The following is a 24,533-nucleotide window of genomic DNA, read 5'->3' on the forward strand; positions in this document are numbered from 1 at the left end:
AATTTGAGCCCATTCCTATAGGAGCAGGCTCAAATCATTACTTTTATGCTGCTTGTAGTGCTTTTAAATCTTCTAAGACTTGTTCTGCATGGCCTGCAGCTTTGACTTTGCGATATTCTTTTACCAGCTTGCCATGATGGAAAATAAAGGTTGAACGTTCGATGCCCATAACCTTTTTGCCATACATATTTTTTTCTTTAATCACGTCAAAATGCTGACAAAGCACTTCTTCTTTATCACTGATTAAATCAATGCTTAGATTTTGCTTTTCAGTGAAGTTTTGATGGGCTTTAACCGAGTCACGAGAAATGCCGTAGATTGGGGTATTAAGCGCATCAAACTGATCTTTTAAGCATGAAAACCCAATGGCTTGCGTCGTACATCCCGGTGTTGAATCTTTAGGGTAGAAGTAAACAATCAGCCAGTCATTGTTAAGTTCCGCAAGGTTAACTTCACCTGAGGTAGTTGGAAAGGTTTGATTTGGTAAGCTAATTTCAGTCATGAAGATTTCCTTTTTCGTGTCTTATCCCTAAAGGGACTTAAACAAAGTATGTGAAATATGACCATCATACAGAATTTACTTTGAACTTAAAGCAATAAAAAAGCCTGCATTTGCAGGCTTTTTTAAGACGAAAATTATTTTTTCGCTTGAGCAGATTTCATTGCTTCTTCAGTTAAATTTTTTAATTTACCTGTTAACTGAGGACCGAAACATGCTTGAAGGTCTTTATTTTGTTTTTGAACAAAAGCGAGTGTTGCAGGGCTTTTCTTCTGGTTGATTGTGCTTTGGATTTCCCATTTTTGAGCATTGGTTAAACGACCATCTGCTTCAACAGCACAAGTACAGTATTTGCTAACTTCAGCGGCAGTTAGTTTTTTACCTTTGCCAGTTTCTTCTTTACAAACATTAATTAACGAAGATTTTACGTTAGTGCTCTTATATGCTTGTTGAAGCTTGTCGTTGTCAGCGTGTGCAACTGAAGCAAACAATGCAGCTGCAGAGAAAGCAGCAGAAAGAATAATGTTTGATTTTAAATTTTTCATAAACCCTACCTTGTTATTTCGGTATGTAACGTGTCGGATCTTCAACACCTGCGTCAACGAAACCTTGTTTACGAAGACGGCAGCTATCGCATTTACCGCAAGCACGACCTTGGTCATCTGCTTGATAGCAAGACACCGTTTGACTGTAGTCTACGCCATGTTCTATACCTAAGCGAATGATATTTGCTTTGGATAAATGTAACAGAGGTGTTTCAAATTTAAGTGGTTTTCCTTCAACGCCAACCTTTGTTGCAAGGCGAGCCATGTTGGCAAATGCTTCGATAAACTCTGGACGACAGTCTGGATAGCCTGAGTAATCAACTGCATTAATACCAATGACAATCGCTTCTGCACCAAAAACTTCCGCCGCAGCTAAAGCATATGACAAGAAAATAGTGTTACGCGCTGGTACATAAGTTACAGGAATACCGGCTTGTTCATGATCAGGAACTTCAATGCTATGGTCAGTTAACGCAGAGCCACCTAAGTTACCTAAATCGATATTAATGACACGATGTTCTACACCAGCCTGCTTAGTTAACTCACGAGCAGCATCCAGTTCTGTCGTAGAACGTTGACCATACATAAAACTTAAGGCAATACATTCATAACGTGCTTGAGCCCAAGCTAAACAAGTGGTTGAGTCTAAGCCGCCAGACAATAAAACTATGGCACGAGGGCGCATATGCATTACTCCAAATAATTCTTTAAAACTTAACGACCAGTTTCATCGTTCCAAAGCAACTTATGTAATTGCAATTGGAAGCGAACAGGGAGATGGTCTTCTAAAATCCATTGTGCTAAATCACGTGCAAGTTGAGGTAAACGAACCGCACCTTTTTCTACTGCGAATGCAGGGGAGAACCAAATGGTGCTAACTTTTTCGTTTAGCTTATAGCGCTCAACTTGCTGTTTTGACCATTCATAGTCTTCACGGTTACAAATCACAAATTTGATTTGGTCGTGTTGAGTTAGATGATCGAAGTTGCTAAGCAAATTTCGTGCAACTTCACCCGAAGTTGGGGTTTTTAAATCCATAACTTTAGAAACACGCGGATCAACTTTAGAGACATCTAAAGCACCGCTGGTTTCTAATGAGACTTCGCAGCCTAAATCGGCCAGACGAGTCATGAGGGGAAGGGCGTTCGGTTGAGCAAGCGGCTCACCACCCGTCACGCAAATATAAGGGGTTTTAAAATCTAAAGTAGTTTGAATAATTTCTTCTAATGATTGGCGTTCACCGCCTTCAAACGAATAGGTTGTATCACAATAAGTGCAACGTAACGGACAGCCCGTTAAGCGGATAAAGACCGTAGGCAAACCTGCGGTATTGGCTTCACCTTGCAATGAATAAAAAATCTCCGTAATACGTAAACCCGCAGACGGATCAGAAACAGGAATAGCGGAAGATCGAAGGGTACTCATAACAAAATTAACCAGATATAAAAAAACAAAAAATCTCTACGATTATTGCTAACCGTAGAGACGAGGAGCGATAGAAGCTCCACGGAACACGAATGCTCCGCTGAAATAAAACTTAGTCTTCGCGTAATAATTCGTTCAAGCTTGTTTTCGCACGAGTTTTCGCGTCAACTTTTTTCACGATTACTGCAGCATATAGGCTGTATTTACCGCATTTAGAAGGCAGGCTGCCAGAAACCACAACAGAGCCAGCAGGAACACGACCGTAATGGATTTCGCCAGTTTCACGGTCATAAATCTTAGTTGATTGACCAATAAATACGCCCATTGAAATCACAGAACCTTCTTCTACGATCACACCTTCAACGATCTCAGAACGCGCGCCAATAAAGCAATTGTCTTCAATGATTGTTGGGTTCGCTTGAAGTGGTTCAAGAACACCACCAATACCAACGCCACCAGATAAGTGAACATTTTTACCAATTTGAGCACATGAACCAACGGTTGCCCATGTATCAACCATAGTACCTTCGTCAACATATGCACCAATATTGACATATGAAGGCATCAATACAACATTTTTTGCTTGGAAAGAACCTTTACGTGCTACAGCAGGTGGTACTACACGTACACCAGCAGCTTTAAATTGTTCTTCAGTCCAGTCAGAGAACTTAGTATCAACTTTGTCATAGAAGCGTAAGTCACAAGCTTCCATTGGTTTGTTGTCGTTCAATTTGAATGAAAGCAAAACGGCTTTTTTCACCCATTGATGAACAATCCATTCACCATCAATTTTTTCAGCAACACGTAATGTACCGTTATCTAGGCCAGCGATCACTTCTTCTACTGCTGTACGTACTTCAGCAGGACAGTCAGCTGCAGTGAAATTAGCACGGTCTTCAAACGCTTGTTCAATGATTGTTGAAAGCTGAGACATGTTCTTCCATCCAGAAAAAAATTTTCCAAGATTTTACACTAAATCGAGTTAAAAATAGATGGTAAATCGGCCTAGGATCGGAATTAATTATTAAGCAAGTACTAAAACCAAGAAATTAAGAGTGATGAATTTAGCATTTTCATAAGGTTTGTATAAAAAATACGCAAAATATACAGAATTGTTCCTTAACATCATTATTATATTTAAAAAAATGAAACAAAAACTCTTTATTAATCAATATTAAAATCTAAATGTATCAAAAGTTAACAAAAAATCAGTAAATTTGCATAAATGTTGAGCTGTGTTTCCTTTTAACATGTGCCATATAACAAGTCTGTAAAATCTGAATAACAGTTTATTTTGAGGAGAAACACATGAAATCATTACGTTTATTAACAGTAGCTGCTCTACTTACTGCTGCAGGTACTGCAATGGCAGATACCTCTGTAGTTCATGATGGCTATGCATTTGATCAAAACCAACTTATCCCAACTGGCGCTCGTCTAGAAGTGGGTACGACTGGTTATGGTGGTGCGTTACTTTGGACTGCGAACCCATACGTCGGCCTTGCATTAGGTTATAACGGTGGTGATATTTCATGGTCTGATGATTTATCTGTCGATGGCGTAAAATACGACATGGATATGGATAACAAAGTTGGTTACTTAAATGCAGAAGTTCGTCCTTGGGGTGCAAGTGCTAATCCATGGGCTCAAGGTCTTTATGTTGCTGCGGGTGTAGGTTATATCGACACTGAATATGGTTTGAAATCTACAGCGAAAAGCGGTGAAATCGAAATTGATGGTAAAGAAACTTCTTTCGAACGCCTAAACGGTAAAGTGTCTTACGATAACGATATCGCACCATACCTAGGTTTTGGTTTTGCACCAAAATTAAATAAAAACTGGGGCGTATTCGGTGAAGTAGGTGCTTATTACACTGGTAACCCAACTGCAAAATTAACGGCTGTTGGTGGTACTGCTGCTGACCGCGAATTACTTGCTGACCATGAACGTAGCATCGAACAAGATGACAAATATGAATGGCTTCCAGTAGGTAAAGTAGGTGTGAGCTACCATTGGTAAGTTCTTACTGAAACAAAAAAAACGAGCTTCGGCTCGTTTTTTTTGTTTTTAGAAAGCGTTTAAAATCTGTGACCAAATTTCAGACCATAGATCATGGCATCATTGTCTGAGACACTTGCAAGACCTGAAATATGAGATGTTTCAGTATTCGATGGTTTTGAGAGTTTCATATAATACAAGCCAGTCGCTAGAAAATTGTTCGGGTTAAATTTATGCATCATACCTAAACCTAAACCTCGATAGCCATCACTTGGGTTTAAGGTAGACGCCGCATTTCCTGTCCCGTTGTCCCAAATAAACTCTGCAGCAGCGAGCCAACTCGGATTCAATTGATGTGCAATCCCTAACTTTCCTGACCATTGATCTTTCTGATATTCCACCAATTGGATATCAGCTAAATCACGGTAATGTGGATCGAGTGCTGCGTATTGAAGCACGGCATTAAACTGCGGTGGCTGAATGTTGAAATCTTTCCAATTAATCCACCGAACTGTGCCATATACAACATTGTGTGGGCTAATGGCTGTTTGAAAATCAAAATTGACGTTTTGTGGCGTTTGAATTGAGGTATGGGTGTCTGGTACTAATTGAAAAGGACCATTTGAATATAAAGTTGATTCAGAGGTCTTATTTTCATGTTTGATTTTTGAACGATAGGTTATGCTAGTTTTAATAGCGTATTCAGGGATTTGATAGCTTAAACCGAGCAGCCAACCAAGCGCTTCATCTTGTTTAAAATCGGCATGGTAGCCATTGAGAGCAGCATATTGTTGCCCAGAAATTTTTAAATCACCTTTAAATGTTTGTAGGCTTAAACCGCTATAAATATTCCAATTATTATTGGGTTGATAGCCTACCAGTCCAGTTAGGTTATGCGTTCTAAAGTTAATATCGGCGCTTTCAATATCGATATTTGAGCTATCTGGTAAGCGAGGACTATATTGGTAACTGATATCAGTATGAAAAGGTTGCTCATAAATTACTCCCGCAGAAATATTTTCATGTGGTTGAATTTTGAGTGCCAATTTCCCAGAAAATTGTTGATGGGCGAGATTCCCTGTAGAAAAATCAGTTACACCTAGTTCACTAATTGAAGCTTGGTTCTGTACTTTCCCGTTAATTTGAGCATCAACATAAGCGAAACTGGCTTCAGTATAATTTCCGGGTTCAAGAAAGGCCGAGATCGATTGATCTGAGTTTTCTATCCCTGCTGCATACATGATTTGTATGGGGCAGACGATACCGACTGCCACTGCGACGAATTGATTTTTCATAAAGTCCTGGCTTATGGGTCGGAAGTAATGAAGTTTTAATTTTTATTGTGTTGAACGTATTTTAATCACAATTAAAAATAAAGCCAAGAAAACCTAGATAAAATATGTGTTTACCAAAAAAAGAGGACAGCAGGTGTCCTCTTTAATTCGTCAATTGGTCTATCAGTCTTCTGGGTAAGCGACTTTTTTCAACGCTTTGATGTCAGCATCTGGTGAACATAAAGAAATAAACTCATAGCCATAACCGCGTAGTAAATGTCCTTTGCGAACAGCAATCCAAGTGGTATTAACACCAAAAATATCGGTAGGAATTTGTTTTAAACGGTAATCACGTTCTGGGTCATATGCCACATCGTTGACAATACCCACTCCCATATTAAGTTCAACATAGGTTTTAATAACGTCTGCATCAAGTGCGGACATCACGATATCAACATCAAAGCCTGAATCTTCAAAGGCTTTATCAATTTTTGAACGACCTGTAAAACCACCGTGATAGGTAATAATTGGATAGTTCGATAAATCTTCAATGGTGATATTTGATTTTTGGGTCAGTGGGTGCTCTTTAGGCGTAATGATGCTGTGTTGCCAGTTGTAGTAAGGCACGCTTGCCAGGTTATCTTCATTGGTTAATGATTCGGTTGCGATCCCGATATCCGCTTCACCTTGAAGGAGCATTTCTGTAATTTCAATAGGGCTTGCTTGTTGCAAAATTAGATGAACTTTTGGAAATTCTTTTTTAAATTGGTTCACAATCGGCGGCAAGACATAACGTGCTTGCGTATGTGTGGTCGCAATCGTCAATGTCCCTTCATCTACTTTGTTAAAGTCATCTGCCAGACGTTTAATATTGTCAGCATCCACGAGCATGCGTTCAACGATACCCAATAATGACTGGCCTGGTTCGGTTAAACCGAGTAGACGTTTACCTTTACGGATGAACAGCTGTACACCAAGTTCATCTTCTAAATCTTTGATGTGTTTACTCACGCCAGACTGCGAGGTGTAAAGTGCAGCAGATGCTTCTGTTAAATTAAAATTCTGACGTACGGTTTCTCGAATAATTCTTAATTGTTGGAAATTCATAATTTTATTTTACCTTAAAAGCAAGTGGGGCTTGTGACGGCCCCAACTTTTTGTTTTATGCAACTTGGTTTTCAAATAAATGCAAGTTCGTTGCACTTAACCATACCGTTTGATTTGGGCGGAATTGATGCGCTTTCGCTTCATCTGCCGTTAATGAAATTTCAATAAGATTGCCTTGACGGTCATGCAGTTCAGCAATGACTTTACCTGCAATCCAAAGCTCACGTACAAAAGTCGCTTGGATGGCATTTTCTTGCGGCTGTGCATGAATACGCAGTTCATCAGGGCGAGCGAAGGCAATGACATTTCCTTGCGGCGCATTGGCGTTTTGTGGCAACAAAATTCGGTCTTCACCAATTTGAATGAGGCCATTGCTATTTTGACCTTCAAAACGGTTGGCTTGACCTAAAAAGTCAAATACAAACGGTGTTGCAGGTTTTTCATAAACTTCACGCGGCGAGCCTATCTGTTCTACGTTGCCTTTATTCATCACAATGATTTGATCGGCCACTTCAAGCGCTTCTTCTTGGTCATGGGTCACGAAAATAGAGGTGATGTGGAGTTCGTCATGCAAGGTACGTAACCAGCGGCGTAATTCTTTACGAACTTTGGCATCCAATGCACCAAAAGGTTCATCCAGTAATAACACACGCGGCTCAACCGCTAAAGCACGCGCTAAGGCAATACGTTGACGTTGACCACCTGAAAGCTGAGCTGGGTAACGGTCAGCCAAGAAGCCAAGCTGAACAAGATCAAGCAAACGAGTAACCCGTTTTTTGATCTCTGCTTCAGATGGGCGTGTTGCACGTGGGCGTACGCGTAAACCAAAAGCAATGTTGTCAAATACGGTCATATGACGGAATAGTGCATAATGTTGGAATACAAAACCAACTTCACGTTCACGGACATGAACTTTAGTGGCATCTTCACCTTCTAGAATGACTTGACCGCTATCGGCAGATTCAAGTCCTGCAATGATACGGAGCAGGGTGGTTTTACCACAGCCAGATGGGCCAAGCAGCGCAACGAGCTGGCCATCAGGGAAATCTAAAGAGATGTTTTTAAGTGCATGGAATGCACCAAAGTGTTTTTCAATATTTTTTACTTGAATACTCATGAGGTCATTCCTTAAGAAACTTGTGAATCTTCTTTACGCTTGTCTTGTCGTTCCTGACGTAGTTCAACCCATGTTTTTAAAATCAGGGTCACAATCGCCAAGAGCGCTAATAGTGAAGACACAGCAAAAGCAGCACTAAAGGTATATTCGTTATAAAGGATTTCTACGTGTAGCGGTAAGGTGTTGGTTTCGCCACGAATGTGACCTGAAACTACAGAAACAGCACCAAACTCACCCATTGCACGTGCATTACATAGAATCACGCCGTAGATTAAGCCCCATTTGATATTTGGAAGTGTCACTTTCCAGAAAGTCTGCCAGCCTGAAGCACCCAATACGATAGCTGCTTCTTCTTCCTCAGTCCCTTGAGCTTCCATTAATGGAATCAACTCACGTGCCACAAAAGGAACGGTAATAAACACAGTAGCAAGGACAATGGCTGGAACGGCATATAAAATTTTGATGTCGTTATCCATCAGCCAGCCGCCTAACCAACCTTGAGTACCGAAAATCAATACCAACATTAAGCCAGCAATAACTGGAGAGACTGAAAATGGCATATCAATAATCGTGGTTAAAGTAGATTTACCACGGAAATTAAACTTGGCAACAGACCATGCCGCAGCTACACCAAAGACGACGTTCAACGGTACGGCAATCACAGCTGTAAGTAACGTAAGTTTTACTGCTGATAATGTATCTGGATGTACCAATGCTTGGAAGTAAACGCCAACACCTTGTTTAAAGGCTTCAACGAAAACCAAAACCAATGGCAGAATCAGGCAGCTTAAGAAGAAAATTAAAGCAATGATGATCAGGGTATAACGAACCCATGTCGGTTCACGCGTTGCATCACGCGACTGTAATTTTTCCGCAAGCGCATTACTGTTCGTATTCATCGTGCAGTTCTCCCTGTACGGCGACTTGCCCATGCTTGAACCAAGTTAATTAAGAATAAAATGGCAAAAGAAATCACCAGCATCACAACAGCAATCGTGGTCGCACCTGCATAATCATATTCTTCAAGGCGAGAGATAATCATCAATGGGGCAATTTCAGTCTTGAAGGGTTGGTTACCTGCGATAAAAATCACCGATCCATATTCACCCACACCACGAGCAAATGCCAAAGCAAAACCTGTTAACAGCGCAGGAAATAGAATAGGTAAGATCACTTTGGTCACGATCTGAAAGCGATTTGCACCCAGTGCAGAAGCTGCTTCTTCAAGTTCAGTTTCTAGGTCGCTCAGTACAGGCTGTACAGTACGAACCACAAAAGGAATACCAATAAAGATGAGAGCCAAGGTAATACCGATCGGGGTATATGCGACTTTAATGCCAATGGGTTCAAGGTACTGACCGATCCAACCAGTCGGTGCATATAACGAAGTTAATGCAATACCAGCAACGGCAGTTGGCAATGCAAAAGGTAAATCAACCAATGCATCGACAATACGTTTACCCGGGAAGGTATAACGAACCAAGCACCATGCTAAGAGTAAACCAAAAACCACATTAACTAACGCAGCAATAATGGCGGCACTAAAACTCAGTTGTAACGATTTTAAAATACGTTCTGAGCTTAAAATCTCCCATAGTCCATCCCAACCGATACCTAAAGACTTAATAAATACGGCTGAAAGGGGAATGAGCACAATTAAGGATAAATACGCTAGGGTAAAGCCTAGAGAAAGACCAAATCCTGGCAGCACTCGGGATCGCTGCGACATGATGACTCCTCAAAATGAGAAAAGCTGACTTAAAAGGTCAGCAAAATTGAATAAATGATTTTGCGACAAGCTTAATGCTCAGTACTTAAAAAGCAAATTGAAATAAATACTTGTTTTCATCAGTAAAGCTGATATGTTTCATGTGGTTTTCTGAAATTAAGTAATTGAAAATTTCAGGAAATGGTCCAAAACCTGATGCAACATTAATGTGACCCACAGCGCCCATATTTACAGGGTAGAGCTTCCAAGCATCAGCAAGTTGTTTTGCATCGTCAAATGCTAGCCAAGGATCATTTTCACTAATCAACATCGTTGTCGGCACACGAATACTTAACTGATGAAAAAATGCTTTGTAATCCGTCGTACTGTCGCGTGCAAAGCCGTTTTCTCCAAAGCGTGCTGGATTGGCTGGCGCAACCAAAACTAAATTTTTGATTTTTTTATTAAGTTCTGGATACAAGGCCAATGCTGCCACCGTGGTTAAACAACCAAAGCTATGCGCCACAATTTGAATTTCACCCTGTAAAGGTCGTACGGTTTTAACGAATTGTTTAATCCAGTCTTTTAGTACAGGATGATTCCAGTCTTTTTGCTGAACACGAGAGCTAGACATGAGCTGACGTTGTAACCAAGATTGCCAATGTGCGTGTTCACTACCGCCTACACCCGGGACAATTACTGTATGTGTCATGTCAAGTTCTCCTGATTCAGTCAATGAATGGTCTTATTTTCCATTGTTGGCTTTGACGATTTGGTCAAACACGCCGCCATTTTCAAAGTGTGCTTTTTGGACTTTATCCCAACCACCAAATTCTTTATCAATGGTTACGAGTTTAAGTGGCTTAAAGACTGATGCGTATTGTGCAAGCGTTGTAGCGTTACGTGGACGGTAAAAGTTCTGAGCCGCGATTTGCTGACCACGTGGTGAATAAAGGAAGTTTAAATAACCTTTGGCTAAATAAAGATTACCTTTTTTCTCTGCGTTTTTTTCTAAAACAGCAACAGGGGGCTCAGCTAAAATTGAAAGTGAAGGGGTCACAATTTCAAATTTACCCGGTTGTTCACGAATCGCTAAATGTGCTTCATTTTCCCAAGCCAGCAATACATCACCAATACCACGTTCAGCAAAGGTCGTAGTCGAACCACGTGCGCCTGAATCGAGCACTTTGGTGTTTTTATAAATTTTTCGGACAAATTCTTGAGCCGTTGTATCATTACCACCCGCTTGATGTTTTGCCCAAGCCCATGCAGCTAAATAGTTCCAACGTGCACCGCCTGAGGTTTTCGGGTTTGGGGTGATAATACCCACGCCTGGTTTAACTAGATCGCCCCAATCTTTAATCGCTTTTGGGTTGCCTTTACGTACTAAGAATACAATCGTTGAGGTATATGGCGTTGAGTTTTGCGGAAGTTTCTTTTGCCAATCTGCAGGTAAAAGTTTGGCTTTTTCTGCAATCACATCAATATCTGCTGCCAGTGCTAAAGTCACCAGATCGGCATCTAAGCCATCAATGACGGCACGCGCTTGTTTACCTGAACCGCCGTGAGATTGTTTAAAATTAATTTTTTGACCTGTACGGCTTTCCCAATATTTACTGAAGTCTTTATTCACACTTTCATAGAGTTCACGCGTTGGGTCGTAAGATACGTTTAAAAAGTCTTTTGCAGCTGCGCCAAAAGAAACTGTCGAGATGACGGCAGCAAGAACACCCAATTTTAATTTTGCGGAAATACTCATGTGAACCTCAATAATTTTTACTTTATCTGTAACATGGGTGAAGAATAGCGCCAATCTTTATGCATAAAAAATAATTAAAAACGAATTTTATATGAATAAAAAAGATAAAAGGCATGTCTATGAAAAAAAAGCATCGACCTTATGCGAAAGGAAGATGCATTTCAGTATTTAAAGCATTATTTTGAATTATTGATCTTCACGATTTGGTCAAAGACACCACCATTTTCAAAATGTTTTTTCTGCACTTTGCTCCAACCACCAAACTCTTTATCAATCGTGACGAGTTTTAAAGGTTTAAAAACATTTTTATATTTTGCTAAAACTGCCGCATTACGTGGACGATAATAGTTCTGTGCGGCAATAGTTTGACCCGCAGGTGAGTACAGATAATTTAAATACGCTTTGGCTAAATTTTCATTGCCATCTTTCTTAGCATTTTTTTCTACAATCGCAACAGGTGGCTCGGCCAAGATAGAAAGTGAAGGGGTCACAATCTCAAACTTACCTGGCTGTTCACGAACTGCCAAATGTGCTTCATTTTCCCAAGCCAATAACACGTCACCAATACCACGTTCAGCGAATGTAGTTGTTGCACCACGAGCACCTGAGTCGAGGACTTTGGTTTGCTTATAAATTTGACGGACAAATTCTTGGGCTTTTGCACCATTACCACCTGCTTGATGTTTTGCCCAAGCCCACGCTGCTAGATAGTTCCAGCGTGCACCACCCGATGTTTTTGGGTTCGGGGTAATAATGTCGACACCCGGTTTAATTAAATCGCCCCAGTCTTTAATGCCTTTCGGATTGCCTTTATGCACTAAGAACACAATGGTCGATGTATATGGCGTTGAGTTTTGTGGGAATTTCTTTTGCCAGTCTTTTGCAACTAAACCACGTGCAGCAATTTCATCAATATCTGCAGCCAAAGCCAAAGTGACGACATCGGCATCTAGACCATCAATAACAGCACGAGCCTGTTTACCTGATCCACCATGAGATTGTTTAAAGTTAATGTCTTGGCCTGTGGTTTTTTTCCAGTAAACACTAAAGTCTTTATTGAAGTTGTCATACAATTCACGGGTTGGATCATATGACACATTTAAGAAATCTTTGGCAGATGCACTGAATGCTGTGGCAGAAATGAATGCAGCCAAAACCCCAAGTTTTAATTTAGATAGATTCATGTTGTCCTCAATTTTTATACATGTTTTGTTGGATGAGGCAAGAATATCTGTAGTTTTTATGCAGAAAAAATAATTAAAAAAGAATTTAATATGAACAAAAAAGAAATATATGCTGAGCGATTATTTTTTAAAATAAAGTGATGTAATTGGGATGACGACGTATGCAGTGTTTTAAAAATGCGCAGCAAATAGAACAAGTTAATTTACTTGATCGAGCCTTTCACTATGGCGATGGCTGTTTTAGCACGGCACGTATTCGCCAAGGACAAATAGAACTTTTAGCTTTACATATTACACGATTAAAACTGAGCAATGAGCGATTAAAGCTAAATGCAGATTTAAACCTTATTGAAGACACTTTAAAATTGTTACGTAAACAAGATGTCGTCAATGGCACTTTAAAAATTGTGTTGAGTCGTGGTATTGGTCAGCGTGGCTATAGTTTACCTGAGCACCCAGCAGATGTTTGGGTGTTTTATTACCCCAAAACCGTTGCAGATTTTGAGTACGAAACTGTCGAAAGTGGTGTATTACATCAAGCTATTGGGTTAACCATGCCAAGTTTGGTGGGCTTAAAGTCCTTAAATCGATTAGAACAAGTCATGCTCAAAGCAGAGTTGGATCAAACCCCATGGGGCGAAGCTTTAGTGACGGATGTACAAGGTACAGTTGTTGAAGGTGTGAGCAGTAATTGTTTTATTCGCACAAATGAAGGATGGATTACGCCCGAACTTCGTTATAATGGCGTACATGGTGTCATGCGTGCAGAAATTTTAAAACGGATGCAGCAGCTTCAGATTCCATGTACTCAACGTCACGTCAATATGGATGAAATTACGCATTTTCAGAGTGTTTTTTTCTGCAATGCTTTAAGTCCTATGAAAATTGCATCAACTCTGAATGGAGTTGAGTTAGATGTTCAAGCTTGTATTGAACTTTTCCGAACACTTCAATTAAGTCAGATTCGTTAATATGTCCACCGTGTCTAAAAAAACAAATAAGAAAAAATCTGCCAAAGCAGGTTTTCCATTTAAAGCATGTTTGGTTGTGCTACTTGGTATCGTTGTACTTGTGGCGATCTTACTGTGGTCGAGTTTATTTAAGGCCTATCCTGTGGAAGGCAAAAAGCAAATGTTGGCGATTGGTGCAGGGGATACCTATTCAGGATTTATTGACCGACTAGCGAAAGAGAAACAAGTTAATTTTCCTATTATTTTGAAGTTGTATCAAAAGTTCATGATTAATGACACCTTAAAAGCAGGTGTGTATGAAATTCATGAAGGTATGAGTGTACGAGAAGTTATGGAGTTGATTTCGAATTCTGAAAATGCGCAAATGAATCGTATTTTAGTGATTGAAGGGACGACATTTAAGCAACTCATTGATGCTTTAAAAAATGACCCATTGGTAACGCATGACATTAGCAATCTGCCTTATTCAAAGATTTTGCAGGAACTGGGTATTCCATATTCACACCCAGAGGGTTTATTTGCTCCGAATACTTATTTCTTTGCCAAAGGTGAGTCTGATCGTAAAATTTTAAAAGATTTGTACCAACGTCAAATGAAATCGCTAGATCAAGCTTGGGCAAATCGTGCTAATGATTTACCGTATAAAGATAAATATGAAGCCTTGATCATGGCGTCGATTATTGAAAAAGAAACCAGTATTGATAGTGAGCTTGAACAAGTGTCTGGTGTATTTGTGCGTCGTCTCAAACAAGGGATGCGTTTGCAAACAGATCCAACTGTGATTTACGGTATGGGTGATAAATACCAAGGCAATATCACTCGTCAAGATTTACGTACACCTACAGCATATAATACTTATACGATCAATGGCTTACCACCAACACCGATTGCTTTGCCGAGTCAAAAAGCCATTGAAGCTGCAATGCATCCTGATTCATCTAACAATATATATTTTGTTGCAACAGGAAATGGCGGCCATAAATTTAGCAGTAATTTGCAAGACCATAACCGCGCGGTACAAGAATATTTATCTGTAATTCGTGCGAAAAACTAAGGAGTGAGCATGTTTATTAGCTTTGAAGGCACGGAAGGTGTGGGTAAAACTACACTCATTCGTAAATTACATGATCATTTCCAAAATTTGGGTAAAAATGTCGTACTTACACGTGAGCCGGGTGGTACACCTATGGCTGAACAAATTCGTGCATTACTTTTGGCCGTCAATCATGATGAAGCAATGAGTGATGATACAGAGTTGTTACTTATGTATGCTGCACGCGCACAGCATTTGGCGCGCGTGATTTTACCTGCATTGGCAGAAGGTAAAATCGTTTTATGTGATCGTTTTGCCGATTCGAGTTTTGCTTATCAATGTGCAGGACGTGGTTTAGATCGTGACAAGCTCAATGTCTTAAATGCAAGTTTTGTTGCGCGTATACCGGATATTACTTTTTGGCTTGATGCACCGATTGAAACAGGAATGTTAAGAGCAAGAGAGCGTGGTGCTTTAGACCGTTTTGAACAAGAGAAAGCAACTTTCTTTGAGAAAGTAAGATCAGGTTTTGCTGAGATTCATCAAACGCACCCTAAACGAATGAAACGCCTTGACGCAACCCAAACACCTGAGCATGTATTCCAACAGGCATTATCGCAACTACAGCAGATCTAAAATGCCATAGTATTTGTTAGGTAATTGATTTAAAAATCATTCATAGCAAAAGTTATGGATGATTTTTTTATGCCGCTTCGAAAGCAGGCGATTATTGATTTTTTACAACGTGAATTTGCCCCAAGTTTAAAAAATTGCACGATTCAAGAGGTTGGACAGCAAACCGCGACCTTAATTTGGCATGTCACCGAACAAGATCTAAGACCAGGTAATACGATTTCTGGCCCAACCATGATGACTTTGGCTGACTTTGCGCTATATGTGGCTATATTGGGGGAGATCGGGATTGTAGGACTGGCGGTCACGACCAATATGAATATTAATTTTTTAAGAAAACCAGAAGCCAATAAAGACTTAATAGGCGAGTGTCGATTGTTAAAAGTGGGCAAAAGTATAATTTATGGTGAAGTGTTGGTGTATTCAGAGGGTGTTGAAGAGCCTGTGGCTCATATTACCGGTAGCTATTCGATTCCTCCGCAGCGATATTGAACTGAAAATATGCAGTTGATCAATTAGATTGGATTAAAATGCAGCAGTCTGTCTAAATAAATTGTGCATTGGTTGGTGAATTTTCTGCGTAGTGTATTTTTATTTGCATAATTTCAATGGCTTAGTAGAAATCAATTAACTCATAAGTGTTATTTTAAATCTATAATTGAATCACAGATTTGATTGGTTAAATACATGACTGCTACTGCACATGAAGTTGTTCGGCTCTTTCAGGAGCATGCATATCCTTTGTCAGAAAAATTGACAGAAATGCTGAATGAGCATTACTCACATCAAACAGAACGACGTGGCTGTGGATATACTCAAGCCACACGTGTATTAGCTGAATATATTAATTTGCCGCGTGCATCACATGAATTTCAAGATCTCAAACTCTTTGATCAATATGACACGCATGGTTTACGCAAAATTTTAGATCAAAGTCGTGCTTATCATTTAGATTTGTCTAGTTGGCGTCATCTAGATTTAAATCAAAATTTAAATCAAAACATTCAGCAATTGAAACAATTTACAGACTTTTACGAGGTTTTACAGAAAGAATTGCATTTTCAAAAAAGTTTGCGTCAAATCCAGCAACATGCAAATTTGGAAGAAAGTCAGCTTATTTGTTCCTTGATTGAAGATCTGATTTTGCCAAAATCATCAACTGAAAACCAAATCGTTGAAGTGCAAGCACTGGCTAAAAATCCAAAAGTTGGCTCTTGTCCAATGGCTGAAAATTTCTTTTTAAAAATTGCACATCGACGTGTATTTCGTAGCGGTGAAATTAATATTTTTGTAGATGAATACGGTCAGCCCTTATTTATGGAAAAGTTAAATATGGGGGATAACCATTCTTGTATCAGCTTGAAACCTGTACTCATGAATGGTGTCCGTATTCCAGCTGGTTCACTTTTTTCCGTCGATTATGATCCAGAACAATTAGTTGAAAAACGGGGGAATCGTGAGTTTAAAGGCTTTGTGATTCCTTATCAGGCTATTTCTGGGTGGTGGTTTTTACGTTTAACGACTTTGTCAGTGTCGCCTCAAAATCGAAAGCGTGCCTTCAGTACACATTTTCAGCAGCAAGTGGATAATGGTCTGTATAGCCCAGGTACGACTGAGCTTCAGCAATTAATTGATGTGGCAATAGCGCAACTTTGAGTGTTTCCATCATGTTAGATGTATGCTTTTCGCCAAAATATTTTGCTCATACCCATACCAATAGTATGGAAAAATTATTGGCGGTTGGAACAGCTTTAGAACAATGGCAGAACATCAGAATACATGAGCCTGAGTGTATCGACGCTGAAATTTTAAGCCAAGTGCATGATCCTGTTTATGTGGACGCATTTATGACAGGGCAGCCCACTAAGCTTGCGACCTTTTCAGGTTTTAAGCCTTGGAATACTCAGCTTCGAGATGCAGTGCTGAGAATCAATGCAGGGCAGTTGATGGCAGCAGAAATGGCTTTGCAAAAAGGCATTGCAGCAAATGTTGCACAGGGTTTTCATCATGCAGTGTTTGAATATGGCGGATCATTTTGCACATTCAATGGTTTGGCTTTGGTGGCACAGCAGAATCCGAATAAAAAAATCTTTGTACTCGATTGCGATCAACATGGGGGGAACGGCACAGCTGATTTTACTAGACGGTTAGAGAACCTTTTTAATTTTAGTATTTATGGGCTACATTTTGGTTGTCCTACTTATGAACGTTCTTTAACACGGCATGTGCATAAAGATCGTGGAAATTTCGCACAATATACTTTGGCTATACATGAAGGAATACAGCAAGCTAAAGCATGGGGTGCAGATTTAATTATTTATCAAGCAGGGATGGATTGTCATCAAGCTGACCCTTTTGGCTCATCATGGTTTAGCACCGCTTTGATACAAAAACGTGAAGAAATGGTCTTTAACTTGGCTAAACGTGCAGATATACCATTGATGTTTGTATTGGCTGGGGGTTATCAAAATATGAATGATCTTGTCAATCTACACTTAGAAACTTTCAAAGCTGCACTACACATTTATGGGTAGTAAAATCAAAAAAAGCCGACTTCATGTGCGGCTTTTTTTGATTTAAAAGTTTTTAAGGGACTAACTCAGTATTTACTACAGGGCAATCAACCGTGAAATCAGGTGGTGTTAACACTGTTTTACGCAGTTCATCGGCTTGTTCTGGATAATCCAAAGTAAAATGTAAGCCACGAGACTCTTTACGTTCCATTGCACAGCGCACAATCATTTCTGATACCAGTACCAAGTTACGGAGTTCAATCAGATTTTTACTGACTTGGTAATCTTGGTAATACTCGGTAATTTCACGATTGAGCATTTCAATACGATGGAGCGCACGTTGAAGCCGCTTGGTTGTTCTGACAATACCCACGTAGTTCCACATGGTTTGGCGAAGCTCGTCCCAATTCTGCAAAATCACCACGTCTTCATCAGGGTTGGTCACTTGCGAGTCATCCCATTCTGGGACATGAGGCGCCTGATAAGTCCCTTGATGCTGTGCAGTGATATGTGCTGAAGCACTCATGCCATAAACGAAACATTCCAGTAAGGAGTTACTCGCCATACGGTTTGCACCATGTAGGCCGGTATAAGAGGTTTCCCCAATGGCATATAGGCCTGGAATATCGGTCTGACTGTTTTCATCAACCACAACGCCACCACAGGTGTAGTGTGCTGCTGGAACCACCGGAATCATTTCTTTGGTAATATCAATACCGAGTTCCATTAAGCGTGCATACAATGTTGGGAAATGTTCTTTGACAAATTCTGCAGGTTTATGGGTGATATCAAGCCAAACATGACGGATTCCTAGACGTTTGATTTCATAATCAATCGCGCGCGCTACGATATCGCGTGGTGCTAATTCGGCACGCTCATCAAAGCGCAGCATAAAGCGTTCACCGTCAGGTAGACGTAAATAGGCACCTTCGCCACGCATTGCTTCGGTAATTAAGAAGGAGCGAGCTTGAGGATGATATAAACAGGTTGGATGGAATTGGTTAAACTCCATATTGGCAACACGGCAGCCTGCACGATAGGCCATGGCAATACCATCACCCGTCGCAATGTCGGGATTTGATGTATATAAATATGCTTTCATGGCACCACCACAGGCAAGGGCAGTGAAGGGTGCTAAAAAGGTATGTACTTTTTCGGTTTTTTCATCTAAAGCATACAAACCGAGAGCACGATTTTCAGTTTCAGGATTTAATTTTTGTGCGGTGATTAAATCGATTGCAATAAAATTTTCAAAAATATGAATATTGGCTTTTTCTTGCGCACGTTCAACCAATGTTGTGGAAATAGCACGACCTGTGGCATCTGCTGCATGGATAATCCGCCGTTGAGAGTGACCACCTTCACGTGTCAGATGTAACTGTTCTTGTTCGTCTAAAGTAAATTGCACACCCTGATTCAGTAGAAAATCGACAGAAGATTTACCACCTTCAACGGTTTGTTTTACCGCCGCCATTTCACATAAATGCGCACCGGCAATCATGGTGTCATTGATATGCTGTTCAATGGAATCTGTTTTATCGAGGACGGCAGCAACACCACCTTGGGCATAATATGTGCTGGCATCCGTCAGCGTCGATTTAGCTAAAACAGCAATATTAAAATGATCTGGTAGCGATAGGGCTAAACTTAGGCCTGCACCGCCACTTCCCACAATAATTACATCAAATTGATGTATCGTGTTTAAATTAGACATGTCCATCAGCTAATTTTAAAAATGTCCGGTCATCACAACTGTTTTTGCCTAAAAACGCAATGACTATAAATTAACTAAATAATGAAAAATATTCATAGATCTGTAATATTTAAGGAATGTTTAAGATTATTTATCATAAATAATCATCAAACATTTTATTACGAAGCTTAGACTTGCATTGTGATAAAAACTAACGTATTTCAAATGATAAGCACAATTGAGTGAATGCTAACAATGAATAAATCGTATTTACAAAAGGGACTCTATGCAGCTGTGTTTACGGTTGCTAGCGTGCAGACTCAGGCAGCGGGTCCTGTTGATTTTTCCAATTTGGTTGAACAAGTCAGCCCAGCTGTCGTAAGCGTGAATGTGGTTAAAAAGCTTAGTCAAGAAGAGCTTTTGCAGCAACAAGTCCCAGAAATATTACGACGCTTTTTCGGTAATCAGGTGGTTATTCCGCAGCAAAAAATGCCGCAAGAAAAGACCGGTTATGGAAGCGCATTCTTTATTAGTAAAGATGGTTATTTATTGACAAATCACCATGTGGTAGAAGATGCCTCGAAAGTCACCATCGTACTCAATGACCGCCGTGAAATTGATGCCACAGTTGTGGGTAGTGATGAGCGGACTGACGTGGCTTTGTTAAAGGTCAAAGGTTCAAATTTTCCTGAGCTACGCACAGGCAATGTTGACCGTTTACGTGTAGGTGAGCCAGTGTTGGCCATTGGTTCACCATTTGGCTTTGACTATTCAGCTTCAGCAGGAATCGTTAGTGCTAAAATGCGTAATATGATGGGAGAAACCTCGGTTCCATTCATTCAAACCGACGTGGCATTGAACCCGGGTAATTCGGGTGGTCCATTATTTAATCAGTCTGGTGAAGTGGTCGGGGTAAATTCTCGTATCTTTAGTGGTACAGGCGGTTATATGGGGTTATCGTTCTCGATTCCCATTGATGTTGCAATGGATGTTGCAGACCAATTAAAGAAAAACGGCAAGGTAACACGTGCTTATTTAGGCGTCATGCTACAAGATATCGATCGTAATCTTGCAGAGTCTTATAACCTTTCAAAACCAGAAGGCTCTTTGATTACTCAAGTTGCACCAAATTCACCAGCTGCAAAAGCTGGCTTTAAAGTGGGTGATGTCATTTTGAAATTTAATGGCACACCAATTTCACGTACAGGCGAACTGCTGAATTATCTTAATCGTACAGGTCCAAATCAAAGTATTCAGCTTGAAGTGCTGCGTGATGATAAACGCCAAAATATTTCAGCAACCTTGATCACAGCACCAGATGATACGCCTGCAAAAGCTGAAACGACATCTGTGAAAAAAGGTCCTGTGATTGGGGTGTCAATTCGCAACTTAAACGCAGATGAATTAAAACAACTGAGTCTAAAAGGCGGTGTCTTAATTCAAGATGTACGTGCAGGAGGTATAGCTTCACAAGCACGAATTCAGCCGGGGGATGTTGTCACCCAAGTTAATAATAAAGTCGTAAACAATGCTGAAGATTTTGTGAAAGTTATTTCTGAGTTGAAAAATGGTAGCATTGCACGTGTTTCTTTGATTCGTCAGGGACAGCGTGCGATTGTGGGCATGCGTATTCAGTAATGAGTTACTAAATGAAAACCACTCCAAGCGAGTGGTTTTTTAACTTTAGCGTTTTTGCAATTCACCCTTAGATAAAAATGGGTAGACTGTGGGCCACAATTTAAAATTTGCAGGACGCTATGAGCGATATCTTTGATTTAAAAATTACAGTTCAAGCTGAACATATCGACACATTAAATCATGTGAATAACGTGGTGTACGTCAGTTGGATGCAAGATGTCGCGACAGCACATATTGAAGCTTTGGGTTTAGGCTTAAAAGAATATATTGAATTGAAGCATGCCATGGTCGCAGTTGAGCATCATGTGCAATATCGTAAAGCAGCGCTCGAAGGTGAGGAGATTATTTTACGAACTTGGCTAAATGATATCAATGCATTGTATTCGTTTCGGCAGTACGTATTTTATCGCCCTAAAGACAAAGCGATATTATTTACAGGCAATACACAGTGGGCATGCATTGAAATTGCTACAGGCCGTCCAAAGCGCATGTCGCCAACATTTACCCAAGCTTATCAACCCATCGCAGATAGCATAAATCCGCTTGATTTTAGTGCTTATGATTTCTGATTTTTAATTGAAACCTCATATTAAAGCGAAGACTAGTTAAGTTCTACAGCCAGGATAAGTGGTTAGCATAAAAGCAATGCATTATTTTCGATACTTTGAAAAATCCATCTGCTATAATCCTCGGCAATTTCTATTCGGCTTTTGCTATGCATAAAGAATTGCATGCATAGCGCTTTTATTTTTCCAAGGTAGCCCATGGCGCAAGCTAAAAAATCTGTTGATATAAAAAACATTCGTAACTTCTCGATCATTGCGCATATCGACCATGGTAAGTCGACGCTTGCCGACCGATTTATTCAAACTTGTGGTGGCCTGCAAGATCGTGAAATGCAGGCACAGGTTCTAGATTCTATGGAATTAGAACGTGAGCGTGGTATCACGATTAAAGCTACGTCTGTGACTTTGTATTACACTCATCCTAACGGTGAAGAATACCAACTCAACTTCATTGACACACCTGGGCACGTTGACTTTTCTTATGAAGTTTCACGTTCATTGGCTGCGTGTGAAGGTGCACTGTTGGTTGTCGATGCTGCACAAGGTGTAGAAGCCCAGTCTGTTGCTAACTGCTATACAGCAATTGAACAAGGCTTAGAAGTCCTACCTGTTTTAAATAAAATCGATTTGCCGCAAGCAGAGCCAGAACGTGTGATTCAAGAAATTGAAGACATTATTGGCATCGAAGCGACTGAAGCACCGACGTGTTCAGCTAAAACCGGTCTAGGCATTGAAGGGGTGCTTGAAACACTAGTCAATGTCATTCCTGCACCCGAAGGCGATCGTAATGCACCATTACAAGCCTTAATTGTTGACTCTTGGTTCGACAACTATTTGGGCGTGGTTTCTTTAGTTCGTATTAAAGAAGGTCGTGTGCGTAAAGGCGATAAAATGTTGATGAAATCAACTGGTCAAACGCACATCATCACCTCAGTAGGTATTTTTAATCCGAAACATACAGAAACTGACATGCTCGAAGCAGGTGAAGTTGGTTTCGTGATCGCGGGTATTAAAGATATTTTTGGTGCTCCAGTTGGTGATACGATTACCTTGGCAACTACACCAGAAGTTGAAAGCTTACCGGGTTTCAAAAAAGTCAAACCACAGGTCTATGCAGGTTTATTCCCAATCGATTCAAGTGAATTTGAACCGTTCCGTGAGGCGCTGCACAAACTGCAAATTAATGACTCCGCATTATTCTTTGAACCTGAAAGTTCAGATGCACTTGGTTTTGGCTTCCGTTGTGGCTTCTTGGGTATGCTGCACATGGAAATTGTACAAGAACGTTTAGAACGTGAGTATGATCTGGACCTGATTTCTTCAGCACCAACCGTAATTTATGAAGCGGTGATGAAAAATGGTCAAACCATTTATATCGACAGTCCTTCTAAAATGCCTGATGGTTCAACAGTTGAAGACTTACGTGAGCCAATTGCTGAATGTCATATCTTGGTACCACAAGAGTACTTGGGTAATGTGATGACTTTATGTGTTGAACGTCGCGGCGTTCAAAAGAATATGAAGTTTATGGCGAACCAAGTGGCCATTACGTTTGAAATTCCAATGGCTGAAGTAGTGATGGATTTCTTTGATAAATTGAAATCATGTTCACGCGGTTTTGCATCGTTAGACTATAACTTTGTGCGTTTTGAGAGTTCATCTCTAGTTAAGGTGGATGTGTTAATCAACGGTGAAAAGGTTGATGCCTTGGCCATGATTTGCCACCGACAAGATGCACGCCATCGTGGTATTGCACTTGTGGAAAAAATGAAAGATTTAATTCCACGTCAAATGTTCGATGTGGCTATTCAAGCAGCGATTGGTGCACAAATCATTGCACGTTCAACTGTAAAAGCGATGCGTAAAAACGTTTTGGCTAAATGTTATGGTGGTGACGTGTCGCGTAAGAAGAAACTTCTTGCGAAACAAAAAGAAGGTAAGAAACGTATGAAACAAGTGGGCAGCGTCGAAATCCCACAAGAAGCGTTCCTTGCTGTATTGAAAGTAGAAAGATAATAAATAGAGGTTTATGAGCTCATGGATTTTGACTTTAATTTGATCCTTGTTCCTGCCACAGTCATTTTTTTCTTAATTTGGCTGTTGGATAAGTTTGTCTGGAAGCAACGGCAGACCAAAGGTAAAGGGAATGAAAATGTCGTTATCGCATGGGCTTATGACTTCTGGCCGATTCTAGCGATAGTCTTGGTGATGCGTTCATTCTTATATGAGCCATTTAATATTCCATCTGACTCTATGGTTCCAACTTTAGAAACAGGTGATTTTATTGTGGTGAATAAATATCAGTATGGCGTACGATTACCTATTATTAATAAAAAAATTATTGATGTTGGTGAACCTGAGCGTGGTGATGTCATTGTATTCCGTTATCCACCACAACCAACCATTAGCTATATTAAACGTGTGGTCGGTTTGCCAGGGGATCATATTGTTTATGATCATGGTCAACTGAGTGTGAATGGTCAGAAAGTGGCAAAAGTTCCAGTTGAATTTAGCCGTGAAAAAGATCAACTCGACACACCTACATCGATTTATCATAAAGAAACTATGGGTAAGCATACGTTTACTATGCGCGAGCTTGAAGGTGTCAATGTTGCGCGCCAAGCGCCATTTATCAACTATGTTGAAAATGGTAAATATTCAACAGAAAATGGTTTATATTGGGAAGTTAAGGTTCCTGAAGGTCACTATTTCGCGATGGGGGATAATCGTGATCAAAGTGCGGACAGTCGTTTTTGGGGCTTTGTGCCTGAAGAAAACCTCACTGGACGTGCTTTTTACAAGTGGATGCATAAGGAACCTGGTTTAAAACTGCCTTCATTTAGTCGTAATGGCAGTATTGATTAGTCTAT

Annotated in this window: 25 protein-coding genes; 11 read left to right on the forward strand and 14 right to left on the reverse strand. The window is 40.2% G+C overall.

What is annotated here, in order from left to right; all coding sequences use genetic code 11:
* Positions 1-43: 43 nt before the first annotated feature.
* The 5 genes from FTV50_RS02100 to dapD all read right to left on the reverse strand — a co-directional run bounded on the left by FTV50_RS02100 (position 44) and on the right by dapD (position 3,403).
* Positions 44-502 carry a peroxiredoxin gene (locus tag FTV50_RS02100; protein WP_111883962.1) on the reverse strand — a complete coding sequence of 153 codons (459 nt, stop codon included), beginning with the start codon at positions 500-502 and terminating at the stop codon, positions 44-46.
* A gap of 134 nt (positions 503-636) precedes the next feature.
* Positions 637-1,044 (reverse strand): hypothetical protein, encoded by a 408-nt coding sequence (locus FTV50_RS02105; RefSeq protein ID WP_078192024.1) that lies wholly within the window; start codon positions 1,042-1,044, stop codon positions 637-639.
* Positions 1,045-1,057: 13 nt separating this feature from the next.
* Positions 1,058-1,729 (reverse strand): 7-cyano-7-deazaguanine synthase QueC, encoded by a 672-nt coding sequence (gene queC, locus FTV50_RS02110; protein WP_078190349.1) that lies wholly within the window; start codon positions 1,727-1,729, stop codon positions 1,058-1,060.
* Positions 1,730-1,758: 29 nt separating this feature from the next.
* Entirely contained in the window at positions 1,759-2,469 is a 711-nt protein-coding gene (gene queE, locus FTV50_RS02115) for a 7-carboxy-7-deazaguanine synthase QueE (RefSeq protein ID WP_180023340.1), read from the reverse strand.
* A gap of 112 nt (positions 2,470-2,581) precedes the next feature.
* Positions 2,582-3,403 (reverse strand): 2,3,4,5-tetrahydropyridine-2,6-dicarboxylate N-succinyltransferase, encoded by an 822-nt coding sequence (dapD, locus tag FTV50_RS02120; protein WP_078192022.1) that lies wholly within the window; start codon positions 3,401-3,403, stop codon positions 2,582-2,584.
* A gap of 374 nt (positions 3,404-3,777) precedes the next feature.
* Between dapD and carO the strand changes: the two genes are divergently transcribed.
* Positions 3,778-4,488, forward strand: a complete 711-nt coding sequence (gene carO, locus FTV50_RS02125) for an ornithine uptake porin CarO (protein WP_180023341.1) — start codon at positions 3,778-3,780, stop codon at positions 4,486-4,488.
* Between the two features lie 59 nt (positions 4,489-4,547).
* On the opposite strand, the gene FTV50_RS02130 is transcribed toward carO, so the two are convergent.
* From FTV50_RS02130 to FTV50_RS02165, 8 genes are all read right to left on the reverse strand, one after another.
* Positions 4,548-5,762: an OmpP1/FadL family transporter gene (locus FTV50_RS02130; protein ID WP_180023342.1), complete on the reverse strand. Its 1,215-nt coding sequence runs from the start codon at positions 5,760-5,762 to the stop codon at positions 4,548-4,550.
* 162 nt (positions 5,763-5,924) lie between these two features.
* A complete protein-coding gene (locus FTV50_RS02135) occupies positions 5,925-6,848 on the reverse strand; it encodes a CysB family HTH-type transcriptional regulator (RefSeq protein WP_078192020.1) in 924 nt (307 codons plus the stop codon).
* 55 nt (positions 6,849-6,903) lie between these two features.
* On the reverse strand, positions 6,904-7,965 hold the full coding sequence (locus FTV50_RS02140; protein ID WP_111883965.1) for a sulfate/molybdate ABC transporter ATP-binding protein: 1,062 nt from the start codon (positions 7,963-7,965) through the stop codon (positions 6,904-6,906).
* An 11-nt stretch (positions 7,966-7,976) separates the two neighbouring features.
* Positions 7,977-8,864 (reverse strand): sulfate ABC transporter permease subunit CysW, encoded by an 888-nt coding sequence (gene cysW, locus FTV50_RS02145; protein ID WP_180023343.1) that lies wholly within the window; start codon positions 8,862-8,864, stop codon positions 7,977-7,979.
* Positions 8,861-9,694, reverse strand: coding sequence for a sulfate ABC transporter permease subunit CysT (gene cysT / locus FTV50_RS02150; protein ID WP_078190342.1), 834 nt, complete (start codon positions 9,692-9,694; stop codon positions 8,861-8,863). Before cysT ends, cysW begins: the two co-directional genes overlap by 4 nt.
* 85 nt (positions 9,695-9,779) lie before the next feature.
* Complete coding sequence (locus FTV50_RS02155; protein ID WP_180023344.1) at positions 9,780-10,385, reverse strand: alpha/beta hydrolase; 606 nt, start codon at positions 10,383-10,385, stop codon at positions 9,780-9,782.
* 33 nt (positions 10,386-10,418) lie between these two features.
* Entirely contained in the window at positions 10,419-11,432 is a 1,014-nt protein-coding gene (locus FTV50_RS02160) for a sulfate ABC transporter substrate-binding protein (RefSeq protein ID WP_180023345.1), read from the reverse strand.
* Between the two features lie 176 nt (positions 11,433-11,608).
* Positions 11,609-12,616 carry a sulfate ABC transporter substrate-binding protein gene (locus FTV50_RS02165; protein ID WP_180023346.1) on the reverse strand — a complete coding sequence of 336 codons (1,008 nt, stop codon included), beginning with the start codon at positions 12,614-12,616 and terminating at the stop codon, positions 11,609-11,611.
* 161 nt (positions 12,617-12,777) lie between these two features.
* Between FTV50_RS02165 and pabC the strand changes: the two genes are divergently transcribed.
* From pabC to FTV50_RS02195, 6 genes are all read left to right on the forward strand, one after another.
* Positions 12,778-13,587, forward strand: a complete 810-nt coding sequence (pabC, locus tag FTV50_RS02170; protein ID WP_180023347.1) for an aminodeoxychorismate lyase — start codon at positions 12,778-12,780, stop codon at positions 13,585-13,587.
* A gap of 1 nt (position 13,588) precedes the next feature.
* Positions 13,589-14,641, forward strand: coding sequence for an endolytic transglycosylase MltG (mltG, locus tag FTV50_RS02175; protein WP_180023348.1), 1,053 nt, complete (start codon positions 13,589-13,591; stop codon positions 14,639-14,641).
* A gap of 9 nt (positions 14,642-14,650) precedes the next feature.
* The gene (gene tmk, locus FTV50_RS02180; protein ID WP_180023349.1) at positions 14,651-15,256 is read left to right on the forward strand and encodes a dTMP kinase; all 606 of its coding nucleotides are present in this window, start codon (positions 14,651-14,653) and stop codon (positions 15,254-15,256) included.
* Positions 15,257-15,325: 69 nt separating this feature from the next.
* A complete protein-coding gene (locus FTV50_RS02185; RefSeq protein ID WP_180023350.1) occupies positions 15,326-15,745 on the forward strand; it encodes a PaaI family thioesterase in 420 nt (139 codons plus the stop codon).
* Positions 15,746-15,940: 195 nt separating this feature from the next.
* On the forward strand, positions 15,941-16,909 hold the full coding sequence (locus FTV50_RS02190) for a hypothetical protein (protein ID WP_180023351.1): 969 nt from the start codon (positions 15,941-15,943) through the stop codon (positions 16,907-16,909).
* Between the two features lie 11 nt (positions 16,910-16,920).
* Positions 16,921-17,787, forward strand: coding sequence for a histone deacetylase (locus FTV50_RS02195; RefSeq protein ID WP_180023352.1), 867 nt, complete (start codon positions 16,921-16,923; stop codon positions 17,785-17,787).
* 52 nt (positions 17,788-17,839) lie between these two features.
* Here the strand turns inward: FTV50_RS02195 and nadB are convergent, their stop codons facing one another.
* A complete protein-coding gene (nadB, locus tag FTV50_RS02200) occupies positions 17,840-19,486 on the reverse strand; it encodes an L-aspartate oxidase (RefSeq protein WP_180023353.1) in 1,647 nt (548 codons plus the stop codon).
* 228 nt (positions 19,487-19,714) lie between these two features.
* Here nadB and FTV50_RS02205 point away from each other — a divergent pair, with 228 nt between their 5' ends.
* The 4 genes from FTV50_RS02205 to lepB all read left to right on the forward strand — a co-directional run bounded on the left by FTV50_RS02205 (position 19,715) and on the right by lepB (position 24,528).
* Entirely contained in the window at positions 19,715-21,097 is a 1,383-nt protein-coding gene (locus FTV50_RS02205; protein WP_111883975.1) for a Do family serine endopeptidase, read from the forward strand.
* 119 nt (positions 21,098-21,216) lie between these two features.
* Positions 21,217-21,666, forward strand: a complete 450-nt coding sequence (locus tag FTV50_RS02210; protein ID WP_180003252.1) for a thioesterase family protein — start codon at positions 21,217-21,219, stop codon at positions 21,664-21,666.
* 195 nt (positions 21,667-21,861) lie between these two features.
* The gene (gene lepA, locus FTV50_RS02215; RefSeq protein WP_111883977.1) at positions 21,862-23,679 is read left to right on the forward strand and encodes a translation elongation factor 4; all 1,818 of its coding nucleotides are present in this window, start codon (positions 21,862-21,864) and stop codon (positions 23,677-23,679) included.
* 21 nt (positions 23,680-23,700) lie between these two features.
* A complete protein-coding gene (gene lepB / locus FTV50_RS02220; protein ID WP_180023354.1) occupies positions 23,701-24,528 on the forward strand; it encodes a signal peptidase I in 828 nt (275 codons plus the stop codon).
* Positions 24,529-24,533 lie beyond the last annotated feature (5 nt).

The organism is Acinetobacter sp. YH1901134 (assembly GCF_013416965.1).
GTDB classification, from domain to species: Bacteria; Pseudomonadota; Gammaproteobacteria; order Pseudomonadales; family Moraxellaceae; genus Acinetobacter; species Acinetobacter amyesii.